At 39.5% G+C, this 11,343-nt stretch carries 14 protein-coding genes; 12 read left to right on the top strand and 2 right to left on the bottom strand.

All coding sequences use genetic code 11. The features are described from left to right. Nucleotides 1-16: 16 nt before the first annotated feature. The 6 genes from ABX891_RS04375 (at nt 17) to ruvX (ending at nt 4,485) form a co-directional block, all read left to right on the top strand. Nucleotides 17-910 carry a DUF350 domain-containing protein gene (locus tag ABX891_RS04375; protein ID WP_182196812.1) on the top strand — a complete coding sequence of 298 codons (894 nt, stop codon included), beginning with the start codon at nt 17-19 and terminating at the stop codon, nt 908-910. 65 nt (nt 911-975) lie between these two features. Then, on the top strand, nt 976-1,476 hold the full coding sequence (locus ABX891_RS04370) for a hypothetical protein (protein WP_082007357.1): 501 nt from the start codon (nt 976-978) through the stop codon (nt 1,474-1,476). 68 nt (nt 1,477-1,544) lie between these two features. Continuing rightward, entirely contained in the window at nt 1,545-2,279 is a 735-nt protein-coding gene (gene rsmE, locus ABX891_RS04365) for a 16S rRNA (uracil(1498)-N(3))-methyltransferase (protein ID WP_002961950.1), read from the top strand. Nucleotides 2,280-2,333: 54 nt separating this feature from the next. Continuing rightward, complete coding sequence (gene gshB / locus ABX891_RS04360) at nt 2,334-3,284, top strand: glutathione synthase (RefSeq protein WP_354628973.1); 951 nt, start codon at nt 2,334-2,336, stop codon at nt 3,282-3,284. A gap of 156 nt (nt 3,285-3,440) precedes the next feature. Continuing rightward, on the top strand, nt 3,441-3,998 hold the full coding sequence (locus ABX891_RS04355; protein ID WP_149593913.1) for a YqgE/AlgH family protein: 558 nt from the start codon (nt 3,441-3,443) through the stop codon (nt 3,996-3,998). Between the two features lie 37 nt (nt 3,999-4,035). After that, entirely contained in the window at nt 4,036-4,485 is a 450-nt protein-coding gene (gene ruvX, locus ABX891_RS04350; RefSeq protein WP_002961947.1) for a Holliday junction resolvase RuvX, read from the top strand. Between the two features lie 236 nt (nt 4,486-4,721). On the opposite strand, the gene ABX891_RS04345 is transcribed toward ruvX, so the two are convergent. Then, the gene (locus ABX891_RS04345) at nt 4,722-5,858 is read right to left on the bottom strand and encodes a PilT/PilU family type 4a pilus ATPase (RefSeq protein ID WP_354628972.1); all 1,137 of its coding nucleotides are present in this window, start codon (nt 5,856-5,858) and stop codon (nt 4,722-4,724) included. A gap of 9 nt (nt 5,859-5,867) precedes the next feature. Next, a complete protein-coding gene (locus tag ABX891_RS04340) occupies nt 5,868-6,908 on the bottom strand; it encodes a type IV pilus twitching motility protein PilT (RefSeq protein ID WP_024596218.1) in 1,041 nt (346 codons plus the stop codon). Nucleotides 6,909-6,910: 2 nt separating this feature from the next. Between ABX891_RS04340 and ABX891_RS04335 the strand changes: the two genes are divergently transcribed. The 6 genes from ABX891_RS04335 to hemW are packed head-to-tail and all read left to right on the top strand — an operon-like array spanning nt 6,911 to nt 11,264. Further along, nucleotides 6,911-7,624, top strand: a complete 714-nt coding sequence (locus ABX891_RS04335; RefSeq protein WP_354628971.1) for a YggS family pyridoxal phosphate-dependent enzyme — start codon at nt 6,911-6,913, stop codon at nt 7,622-7,624. A gap of 17 nt (nt 7,625-7,641) precedes the next feature. Then, nucleotides 7,642-8,463: a pyrroline-5-carboxylate reductase gene (proC, locus tag ABX891_RS04330; RefSeq protein WP_039488316.1), complete on the top strand. Its 822-nt coding sequence runs from the start codon at nt 7,642-7,644 to the stop codon at nt 8,461-8,463. Between the two features lie 26 nt (nt 8,464-8,489). Further along, nucleotides 8,490-9,023, top strand: coding sequence for a YggT family protein (locus tag ABX891_RS04325; RefSeq protein ID WP_002962568.1), 534 nt, complete (start codon nt 8,490-8,492; stop codon nt 9,021-9,023). Between the two features lie 60 nt (nt 9,024-9,083). Further along, nucleotides 9,084-9,527: a DUF4426 domain-containing protein gene (locus ABX891_RS04320; RefSeq protein ID WP_165723835.1), complete on the top strand. Its 444-nt coding sequence runs from the start codon at nt 9,084-9,086 to the stop codon at nt 9,525-9,527. A gap of 4 nt (nt 9,528-9,531) precedes the next feature. Continuing rightward, nucleotides 9,532-10,131 carry an XTP/dITP diphosphatase gene (locus tag ABX891_RS04315; RefSeq protein WP_354628970.1) on the top strand — a complete coding sequence of 200 codons (600 nt, stop codon included), beginning with the start codon at nt 9,532-9,534 and terminating at the stop codon, nt 10,129-10,131. Beyond that, on the top strand, nt 10,128-11,264 hold the full coding sequence (gene hemW, locus ABX891_RS04310) for a radical SAM family heme chaperone HemW (protein ID WP_309167652.1): 1,137 nt from the start codon (nt 10,128-10,130) through the stop codon (nt 11,262-11,264). Before ABX891_RS04315 ends, hemW begins: the two co-directional genes overlap by 4 nt. Nucleotides 11,265-11,343 lie beyond the last annotated feature (79 nt).

The raw sequence follows: 11,343 nt of genomic DNA, 5'->3' as shown, positions 1-11,343 counted from the left end.
CTTAATTAGGATCACCATGTCATATTTGTCTTTATCTAACACTAGTTTTATTGCGATTGCCATTAGTTTTGCGGTTATTTGCATAACTATTTTTTGTTTACGAGTTGTCACTCAAATCAAAGCAAAACAAGCGCTTAAAGATGAGTTAGCGCAACACGACAACTTTGCCATGGGTATTAGTTTTGCATCTGAAATATCGGTTGTTATAGCCACTATAGCCTTTTTATTTGACGAAATAAGCGTAAGCACTGCACAGTCAAACCCGTTAAAAGTGTTAATTATTATTGTTCTCTTATTCACTTTTATAAAAGTGGGCCATTTAATTCACAGAAAATGGATACTCCACAGATTTAATGAAGAAGCTGCCATACTAAAACAAAATGTATGTGCTGCATTGGTAGACTCAGGAATGTTAATCGCTAACTGTATTATTGCTCTGGGCTTGTACACGTGGACGCACACGCAAGGGTTTAGCAACTTACTTATTGCTTGCGTTAGCTTTTTTACACTTCAGGGGATGTTTGCACTTGATAGTAAAATACGAGAATATCGTTTTGCCAAAGCAAACCAAGGCGCTTCGCTACAAAGTAACTTCAACTTAGAAAACACCTCTATAGGTATAAGATATGCTGGAAAATCAATCGGTTTAGCATTATCTGTGTACGCTGGTTTATCTAGCGCAGCATTTCAAAACGGTAAAATGGTTGAAAACATATTTACACTTGTAATGCATTGCGGTGTAATGTGGATACTACTTTACGGCTTAACGTATGTGATAAAAGTTATCTCTTTACCAAATATTGATACGGCTCTTGAAATAGACCATCAAGATAATATTGGGGTAGCATGCATAGAATTTGCTGTTTTTTGTGCTATTGGTTATTTACTTATTAGTATGTTTTCTCTTTAGACCTTTTTTACTGAAAATACAGCAATTAAAACGTCTGCATTTAAGTAATAATGGTAATTACTTAGATGCAACAAGGTCCTAGCTCTATGCCGCCTGAAATAACGAACTATTTGTTAATTGACATAGACAACGAATTTAGCCGCGCATTTGCCGAATACTATGTAAATAGTAATGGCATAACAAAAGCGAGTACACTTATTGCTGCAGGGAGTAATACCCGCCAATTAGTAAAAATGATGTTTGACGAGCTTATTAAAGACTATAGTTATTGCGATCTTGAAAACGAAATAAGCGTTTCTGAGTTAATTAATTATTTAAAAGATCATCACGATTTACACGGAGTCCTTTTCAATAGCACCGATTATTTACTCGCAAGTGATAAGCAGCGCTTTATTTATAACTCCTTACATGAAGAACGCTTTTTAATAAATCTTGATGATACAGGCTATACACTAAGCCGGGTTACCGACGAGACGTTAACGGAACCTTCGCAAAATCATCACGATATAGCACACACCCCACAAGATTTAATAGATCTCGCCGAACAACTTAATAAAAATAAATAATTGCGCACAGCCCCCAGCTTACTTACCATAGCAATATATATTTTACGCTATGTAGTAAGTGACGCCCTATGCGAGTTCCTCATATTTATCAAACATCGAGTATTGCCCTAAACACCCCTGTAACTTTAGATGACGATGCTGCAGGGCATATTGGCAGAGTGCTGCGCATGAAAGTAGGCGAGCATGTATCTATTTTTAATGGCGAAGGTGGCGAATACCTTAGTGAAATAATTGAGGTAACAAAAAAAACAGTCGTCGTAATGCCATTAGAACTTAACCCTCACGATGTAGAATCTCCACTTAAAATTCATTTAGGTCAGTGTGTATCCCGTGGTGATAAAATGGATTTTACAATTCAAAAGTCAGTTGAACTAGGTATTACCGAAATCACCCCTATTTTTAGTCAACGCTGTGGTGTGAAACTAATGGGCGATCGTCTTGAGAAAAAACACCAACAATGGCAAAAAATTGCAATTGCTGCGGCTGAGCAGTCAGGGCGTAATTTTGTGCCAATTATTCACCCACCTATAGATTTAAAACAATGGCTTGCACAACAAACCGATGCAATTAAGCTCACTCTTCACCCTCGTGCTGAGCACAGCATTAAAACTATTACGGTACCTAAAGATGGCGTACGCTTTTTAGTAGGCCCCGAAGGTGGCTTTACCGACGATGAAATGGCACTAACCAAACAACTAGAGTTTGTAGATATTCGCTTAGGCCCGCGCGTTTTAAGAACGGAAACAGCCGCTTTAACGGTCTTAAGTGCATTACAACTTCAATTTGGCGATTTAGCTAATTGAAATAACTAAAAGCACCCTCATATAAACAGTAACATTTATAGTAAGGCACAGCGCATGGCAATTAAGTTAGGTATTATTTCAGATCCTATTAGTGGATTTAACATCAAAAAAGACACCGGTTTTGCAATGATGATGCAAGCGCAAGAACGTGGCTACGAAATTTATTATATGGAGATGGACGATTTATCTCTTCGTAAAGGCAAGTCGTACGCTACAGCGTCTAAAGCGCAAGTGTTTAATAATGCAGAAAAATGGTATGAGCTTGAAGAAAAAGCCACTATAGCCCTTGCCGATCTTGACGTAATTTTAATGCGTAAAGACCCTCCTTTTGATACTGAATACATTTACGCGACGTATATTTTAGAGCGTGCTGAACAAGAAGGTACGTTAATAATTAACAAGCCACAAAGCCTTCGCGATGCTAACGAAAAGCTGTTTACAGCATGGTTTAGCGAGCATACGCCAGACACACTTGTTACACGTAGCCAAAAACAAATTCGTGAATTTTTAGCACAGCATAAAGACATTATTTTAAAGCCGCTTGATGGCATGGGTGGCGCATCTATCTTCCGCCTTAGAGAAGACGATGCCAACATTGGTGTAATTTGTGAAACGCTAACCGAGCACGGTAGCCGCTTTGCTATGGTGCAAAATTACATCCCAGAGATCAAACAAGGCGACAAGCGCGTATTGGTTATTGATGGCGAGGTTATTCCGTATTGTTTAGCGCGTATTCCACAAAATGGTGAGACACGCGGTAATTTAGCTGTTGGCGGTCGAGGCGAAGCGCGCCCACTTAGTGAATCTGATTTAAAAATTGCGCAAGCAGTTGCGCCAACGCTTAAAGAAAAAGGCTTAATATTTGTAGGTTTAGATATTATTGGCGATAAATTAACTGAAATTAACGTAACTGCACCAACGTGCGTACGCGAAATTGAAGCTGCTTATGATATTTCTATCACAGGTATTTTGTTCGATGCCATTGAAAGAAAGTTAGCTAAATAGGCACCTACCTGTCGTTATTAAAAAGTGCTTTCGTATTATAAATCTTAATATAATTGTTGATTATTAATTTTTAAACCGTATGAAAGTGCTTTTTTAGTTTTAAAAACAAAGGTATGTGCCATACTCAAAGTTCATTAACTAAAAAGGGTGAAATCTATGCAGTCATTAGAAAATCATTTTTTAATCGCGATGCCGTCGATGCAAGACCCTTTTTTTAAACGTGCTGTTACCTATATTTGTGAGCACAACGAAGATGGGGCTATGGGCTTGGTAATAAACCAACCTATTGATGTTACTGTTGGCGAACTTTTAGATAAAATAGAAATTGATAACGACAAAACTCAAAACGCAGCAAAAGTAACTGTGTTTGCAGGTGGACCCGTTAAAACTGACCGTGGTTTTGTACTGCACTCTCCCCAATCGGGTTATTCAGCAAGTCAAAAACTCAGTAGCGATATTATGATCACTACCTCAAAAGACGTTTTAGCAAACTTAACCACTGCACAAGCACCTGATCAATTTATTATTACACTTGGTTATTCAGGATGGGAGCAAGGACAACTCGAACAAGAGTTACTTGATAACAGCTGGTTGATCATAGAAGCCGATCCGAAGATCATTTTTGATACCCCCGTTGAAAAACGATGGGAAAAAGCAGTTTCAATGTTGGGCTTTGATATTAGCCAACTTAGCCCTGAAGCTGGTCACGCATAATAGTAACTTAACCTTAGCAAACTTAAACAAGATACACATGACAAAAAAATCGCTTAAGCCGCAAGGCGAACGCACTGTAATGGGCTTTGACTTTGGCACCAAAAGCATTGGTATTGCTATTGGGCAAGAGCTAACCGGCAGCGCGTCTAGCCTTAAGGCTGTAAAAGCACAAGATGGTATTCCTAATTGGGACCATATCGCCGTACAAGTAGCCGAGTGGCAGCCTGACTTAATGGTTGTTGGTTTACCACTAAATATGGATGGAACATCACAAGAGGTTACCTTTAAAGCAAAAAAGTTTGCCAACAGATTGCATAATCATTATGGCATTCCTGTGCAAACACAGGATGAGCGGTTAACAACAGCGGACGCTAAAGCGCGACTTTTTGAAAGTGGCGGCTATAAAAACTTAGGCAAAGGTAACGTAGATAATATGTCTGCGGTTATTATTTTAGAAAGCTTTTTTGAATCTAGTTACGGTGAATAAGCCTGCTATATAATACCAATCTGCTTATATATGGGGTCTATTTAACGTTAAGAAAATTACGCTAGAACTAGGCAAAAGTTTTTATATCTAGTTGTTCTAAATAAAAAATTTTTAACGACGTTATAGTGCAATTTTATTCGTTAAATTGATCAAAGATTTATGCAGGTTGGTATAAACAACCCTTTATACAAATAAAAAAAGCGCCAATTGGCGCTTTTTTATTGATTACTTTTAAATTATTGATCCCTATTTTTATCATCAAGGCCATCAATAGTAACACCCTGTAAAAAGCCTGCGCCTTGTTGTTCGTTATTACGCAGTTTAATCATCAAGCGTAAATCATTTGGCGAATCAGCATGATGAAGTGCATCGGCGTAGTTGATTCGTTGCTGCTTATACAACTCAAATAACGCTTGGTCAAAGGTTTGCATGCCCATTTCTTTCGACTTAGCCATTGCCTCTTTAATTCCGCCAATATCACCGTTTTTAATCAGTTCAGCAACCATTGGTGAGTTAAGCAATATTTCAATAGCTGCAACACGGCTTTCACCATCAGCAGTCGGTACTAATTGCTGAGCTACAATTGCACGTAAGTTAAGTGCTAAGTCGTACTTAAGCTTATCGTGTTTTTCTTTTGGAACTAAATGCATAATACGGTCAATCGCTTGGTTCGCATTATTAGCATGCAGTGTTGCAACACACAGGTGCCCGGTTTCAGCAAAGCTTAGGGCGTATTCCATGGTTTCTTGCGAGCGAATTTCACCAATCAAAATAACATCTGGAGCTTGGCGTAATGAGCTTTTAAGTGCCGACTCAAAGCTTTCTGTATCAAGCCCTACTTCGCGCTGAGTAATAATACTTTTACGATGCTCATGAACAAACTCAATCGGATCTTCAATGGTCAGTATATGACCTCGTTGGTTACGGTTTCGATAACCAATAAGTGCAGCTAGTGAGGTCGACTTACCCGTACCTGTACCACCTACAAACAAGACAAGACCGCGTTTAGACATAATTACATCTGTCAGCGTAGATGGCAGACCTAAATCACTTACATCAGGAATTTGCGTCACAATACGGCGAATAACCATACCCGCTCTATCGCGCTGCCAAAAAGCAGAAATACGAAAACGCCCTTCGTCGGTAGCAATCGCAAAGTTACATTCTTTCGTTGTATGAAACTCTGCTTTTTGCTTTTCGCTCATTGCAGATTCAACTAACTCAAGCGATTGCTCATCTGTAAGCCTATCGTCACTGAGGGCTGTTAGCTCGCCGTTTATTTTTGCACTTACAGGTAGCTGACTCGATACAAATAAGTCAGAACCTTTTTTCTCAATCATGATGAGTAAAAAGTCGTTTAAAGATAAAGCCATAATAGTTTCTTACCCACCAAATTGTGTTTTGTCTTGTGCTTTTTCTTTCGCTGCCGTATTTGTAACAATACCGTGATTAACTAAATTAGTTAAACACTGATCCATTGTTTGCATGCCCACAGACGCACCGGTTTGAATAGACGAATACATTTGTGCAATTTTATCTTCACGAATTAAGTTACGAATAGCAGGAACTGCAATCATAATTTCGTGTGCTGCAACTCGCCCACCACCAATTTTTTTAAGCAGCGTTTGTGAAATTACCGCACGTAAAGATTCAGATAACATTGAGCGCACCATAGCTTTTTCTTCACCTGGGAATACATCAATAATACGGTCAATAGTTTTTGGTGCAGATGTTGTATGTAGCGTGCCAAACACTAAGTGACCCGTTTCGGCAGCAGTCATTGCAAGACGAATTGTTTCTAAATCTCGTAACTCACCCACAAGTATTACATCAGGGTCTTCACGCAATGCACTACGTAGCGCGTTTGAAAAGCTATGTGTATCGCGGTGAACTTCACGTTGGTTAATTAAACTTAATTTATTATCGTGAACAAACTCGATTGGATCTTCTATTGTTAGAATATGGTGATGTTTATTTTGATTTATATAATCGACCATAGCGGCAAGTGTTGTTGATTTACCAGAACCCGTTGGCCCTGTTACTAACACGAGCCCACGTGGGGTATCAGAGATTGTTTTAAAAATATCTGGCGCACCTAAATCATCAAGCGTTAACACTTCACTTGGTATGGTACGAAATACCGCAGCAGGCCCGCGATTAGAGTTAAACGCATTCACACGAAAACGTGCTAAATTAGGCACTTCAAACGAAAAATCCACTTCGAGGTTTTGTTCGTAGTCCTTGCGTTGATTATCGTTCATAATATCGTAAACCAGACTGTTTACGTCTTTGTCTGCAAGGGCTGGTATATTAATGCGGCGAACATCACCGTCTACGCGTATCATAGGTGAAACACCCGACGATAAATGTAAATCGGATGCTTTGTGTTGCACACTAAACGCTAATAATTCGGTAATATCCATTTATGACTCCACAACTAACTGATAAATATATGGTTATAATAGCAGAACGACTCACATCCGCCTACGCTAGAATTGCAGACGCGGCAAAAAACACACAGCGAAACACTAACGAAGTTACTCTACTAGCAGTGTCTAAAACTAAACCAAGCGAAGATATTATTGCAGCTTATGAGCATGGTCAGCGCGAATTTGGTGAATCTTATGTTCAAGAGGCTATAGATAAAATAGCTCAACTACAGTCATATAGCGACATCATTTGGCATTTCATTGGCCCTATTCAATCAAATAAAAGTGCACTAGTAGCTGCTAACTTTGATTGGGTGCAAAGTGTTGATCGCATAAAAATAGCAAAGCGATTAGATTCCCAGCGCCCAGACGATAAACCACCTCTTAATATACTTATTCAAGTAAATATAAGTAATGAGGAAGCAAAGTCAGGTTGCCGCCGTGATGAAATAGATGAACTTGCCGATTATATTAACCAATGTGAGCACTTAACACTTCGAGGTTTAATGGCAATTCCCGCTAAAAGCGACAAACTGGATACGCAAATTCAATCTTTTGAGCAATTACAAACTTGCTTTGATAAACTAAAGACCCAATATCCTCAAGTAGATACTTTGTCGATGGGTATGAGTAACGATGTTGAAGCTGCCATTAGCGCAGGCTCAACCATGGTAAGGATCGGCACAGACATTTTTGGAACACGAACTTAAAAGGTGATAACAGATTTATGTCAGATAAAAAAATCGCATTTATAGGCACAGGTAATATGAGCTACGCCATTATTGGTGGCATGGTAAAAAACGGCTTTAACGCAAGTAACATAATTGCGACTAACCGCAACCAAGAAAAGCTTGAAAAGGTAGCATTTGATTTCAAGGTGCAAACCACCAGTGACAATAACGAAGCCCTGCGCGATGCTGATGTAATTGTTTTGTCTGTTAAACCACAAATGATGGGCGATTTATGTAAATCGTTTCAAGAGTCAGGCGTAGACTTTAGCGATAAACTGTTTATTTCTGTTGCTGCGGGCTTAACTGTAAAACGTTTGCGTGAAATGCTAGGCCAAGACGTTAAAATGGTACGTTGCATGCCAAACACGCCATCTTTATTAGGTCGCGGAGTATCAGGTTTATATGGTGCGGGCGAAACACCAAGCGAACACGAATTTGTACAACAAGTTTTTGAATGTACAGGCATTGTTGTATGGGTGGAAAAAGAGTCACAAATTAACGATATTATTGCTGTAACCGGCTCATCACCTGCTTACTTTTTCTTATTTATGGAAGCCATAGAAGAAAAAGCTAAAGCGCTGGGCTTTAACGATGAAGACGCTCGTCGCCTGGTACAACAAACAGCCCTTGGCGCTGCCGAAATGGCACTTAGCCAGCCTGATATTAGTATTTCGCAACTACGTTCAAACGTAACATCTAAAGGCGGCACTACTCACGCAGCTGTTGAGCACTTAAAAGATGAAGGCTTAACTAAAACCGTTGGCGATGCAATGGATGCGTGTATTGCGCGTGCAGAGCAAATGGAAAAAGAACTTTAAAACCACTTTTTATTGAAGGTTACACTATGAATGCCATGCAATTTTTAATCAGTACCCTGTTTGATTTGTTTTTAATGGTGGTATTACTGCGCTTTTGGCTGCAGTGGGCAAAAGCCGACTTTTACAATCCAATGAGCCAGTTTGTGGTTAAAGCCACGTCGTTTGCGGTAAAACCACTGCGTAAAATCATTCCGGGGTTTGGCGGACTTGATCTAGCATCTCTGTTGCTGGCATTTATAGTGGCTGTAGCCAAAATTAGTACTTTAATGCTTGTTATATATAATGCGTGGGCAATACAGCCTGTGCTTATTCAAGCACTTATAACGGTACTAAAAGAAGGCCTTAATTTAGTATTTTGGGTACTTATTATTCGCGCTATTTTAAGTTGGGTTAGCCAAGGCTATAACCCTATAGAAGCGGTTTTCCACCAGCTTACTGAACCAATGCTAAAACCAATTCGTAAAATATTGCCATCAATGGGTGGCTTAGATTTATCAGTTTTAGTGCTTATTATTGGTATTCAGTTTTTGCAAATGCTGCTTATGGATTTTTTAGTCTAATATGGATTTTTTAATTAGAGGCCCAAAGGCCTCTTTTTTATATGTTTCTAGGAGTTAATAATGAACCGTTTAATTAAGTTTTGTTTTATTGCTTGTTTAGCATTTGCATTTAACGCGCAAAGCGAAGAAATGCAGGGCGCACAATACAAGGAGCTTGGCCCTTGGCAAGTCCATTACATCGCCTTTCCTTCTACTTTTATTCAGCCAAAAATAGCAAAAGCATACAACCTTGAGCGCAGTGGCTACAAAGGGGTTGTAAACATTTCTATATTAAAAAATGATGCCGATAAAACAGCACAAACGGCAAAGCTTACAGGCACAGCTAAAAACCTACTTGGCAACAAACAAACGCTTACTTTTAAAGAAGTAAAAGAAGGTGAGTCAATTTATTACCTTGCCCAAGTTGATTACACCAACGAAGAGATTTTACGCTTTGAAATTGAAATACAGCAAAATAATCAATTTCAAAAATTACAGTTTCAGCAAAAATTTTACGTAGATTAATAACATGACCAAAACTTTAGTACTTGCTACAGGTAATCCTGGCAAAGTAAAAGAGCTCGCTAACATGCTAAGCTCTTTGAATATTAATGTAGTTCCACAGAGCGATTTTAACGTAGGTGAAGTTGCCGAAACCGGCACTACCTTTGTTGAAAATGCCATTATTAAAGCGCGCCATGCCGCTAAAATTACCGGCATGCCAGCTATTGCCGATGACTCAGGTTTGGAAGTTGATGGCTTAAATGGTGCGCCCGGTGTGTATTCAGCCCGCTTTGCAGGCACAGGTGCTAGCGATCAAGATAACATCGATAAGTTACTCGTTGATTTAGGTGATAACCCTATTCGCAGTGCACGCTTTTGGTGTGTACTGGTGTTAATGCGCCACGCAGACGACCCTACTCCGCTTATTTGTAGTGCTAGTTGGGAGGGCGAAATTACGCTCACTCAAAATGGCAACGGTGGATTTGGTTACGATCCTGTGTTTTTTGTAGCAGAGAAAAATTGTACGAGTGCTGAGCTTACAAAAGAGCAAAAAAATGCAGTGAGTCATCGCGGACAAGCGCTGCAAAAATTATTACTAGAACTACAGCAAAAAGGCGGCCTGTGAACCTTCCACCACTGAGCTTATATGTGCACGTGCCTTGGTGCGTGCAAAAATGCCCGTACTGCGATTTTAATAGCCACGGACAAAAAGGTGAAATACCTGAAGCTGAATATGTTCAACACTTAATTGATGACTTAAAAGCAGATTTGCACTTAGTGCAAGGACGTAAAATTCACAGCATTTTTATTGGTGGCGGCACGCCAAGCCTATTAACTGGTGCAGCTTATACCCGATTATTAAATGAAGTCGACAACCTAATTGGGCTTGAAGAACACTGCGAAATTACCCTTGAAGCCAACCCTGGTACAGTAGAAACAGGTCGCTTTAAAGATTACGTAAAAGCAGGCATTAACCGTATTTCTATCGGTGTGCAAAGCATGCAAAACGACAAGTTAAAAGCACTTGGTCGGATTCATGGCAGCGACGAGGCAAACTATGCTGCGCAACAAGCTAAAGAAGCCGGTTTAAATAGCTTTAATCTTGATTTAATGCATGGCTTACCTGGGCAAACCCTTGATGATGCTCTGAGTGATTTAAAACAAATAATAGCGCTCGATCCACCGCATATATCTTGGTATCAACTAACTATTGAACCCAATACTCAGTTTGCTTCAAAGCCCCCTACCTTGCCACAAGATGAAACACTGTGGGACATTCAAGAACAAGGGGTTGAGTTACTCGCGCAAGCAGGTTACGTGCAATACGAAATATCGGGCTATGCAAAACCGGGCTATCAATGCCAACATAACTTAAATTATTGGCGTTTTGGCGATTATCTCGGTATTGGTTGCGGCGCACATGGTAAGGTTACTGATGCAAATACAGGGCTTATAACGCGTACCGAAAAGGTTAAACATCCTCGCGGCTATATGGATTTAATTAAACCGTATATGTATAAAAGCTGGCATGTAGAGCAAGACGATTTAGCGTTTGAATTTTTTATGAATCGCTTTCGCCTTGTTGAGTCTTGCCCAATTAATGATTTTAATAAACTAACAACACTGCCGCTGCAAAGTCAGCAAAGTGCATTAAACCAAGCAATAAATAAAGGTTTATTGACTCAAACAGACAGCCATTGGCAGGTAACCTTAAAAGGTCATCGCTTTTTAAATGACCTGCTAGAATTGTTTGTGTAGCGCTAAGGCACTGCACAACAATATAAAACTAATAAATATAAATCACCCTAATGGGTTTCTAACAACAAAAGGGAAAACA

The sequence above is a fragment of the Pseudoalteromonas sp. NCIMB 1079 genome (genome assembly GCF_040567695.1).
GTDB lineage: Bacteria > Pseudomonadota > Gammaproteobacteria > Enterobacterales > Alteromonadaceae > Pseudoalteromonas > Pseudoalteromonas distincta.
The sequence above is the reverse complement of the archived record's forward strand: the minus strand, read 5'-3'. Positions and strand labels throughout refer to the sequence as shown.

Coding starts and splice junctions, on each gene's coding strand:
- ABX891_RS04375 (WP_182196812.1), top strand. CDS start 17: ATGTCATATTTGTCTTTATCTAACACTAGTTTTATTGCGATTGCCATT.
- ABX891_RS04370 (WP_082007357.1), top strand. CDS start 976: ATGCAACAAGGTCCTAGCTCTATGCCGCCTGAAATAACGAACTATTTG.
- rsmE (WP_002961950.1), top strand. CDS start 1,545: ATGCGAGTTCCTCATATTTATCAAACATCGAGTATTGCCCTAAACACC.
- gshB (WP_354628973.1), top strand. CDS start 2,334: ATGGCAATTAAGTTAGGTATTATTTCAGATCCTATTAGTGGATTTAAC.
- ABX891_RS04355 (WP_149593913.1), top strand. CDS start 3,441: ATGCAGTCATTAGAAAATCATTTTTTAATCGCGATGCCGTCGATGCAA.
- ruvX (WP_002961947.1), top strand. CDS start 4,036: ATGACAAAAAAATCGCTTAAGCCGCAAGGCGAACGCACTGTAATGGGC.
- ABX891_RS04345 (WP_354628972.1), bottom strand. CDS start 5,858: ATGGCTTTATCTTTAAACGACTTTTTACTCATCATGATTGAGAAAAAA.
- ABX891_RS04340 (WP_024596218.1), bottom strand. CDS start 6,908: ATGGATATTACCGAATTATTAGCGTTTAGTGTGCAACACAAAGCATCC.
- ABX891_RS04335 (WP_354628971.1), top strand. CDS start 6,911: ATGACTCCACAACTAACTGATAAATATATGGTTATAATAGCAGAACGA.
- proC (WP_039488316.1), top strand. CDS start 7,642: ATGTCAGATAAAAAAATCGCATTTATAGGCACAGGTAATATGAGCTAC.
- ABX891_RS04325 (WP_002962568.1), top strand. CDS start 8,490: ATGAATGCCATGCAATTTTTAATCAGTACCCTGTTTGATTTGTTTTTA.
- ABX891_RS04320 (WP_165723835.1), top strand. CDS start 9,084: ATGAACCGTTTAATTAAGTTTTGTTTTATTGCTTGTTTAGCATTTGCA.
- ABX891_RS04315 (WP_354628970.1), top strand. CDS start 9,532: ATGACCAAAACTTTAGTACTTGCTACAGGTAATCCTGGCAAAGTAAAA.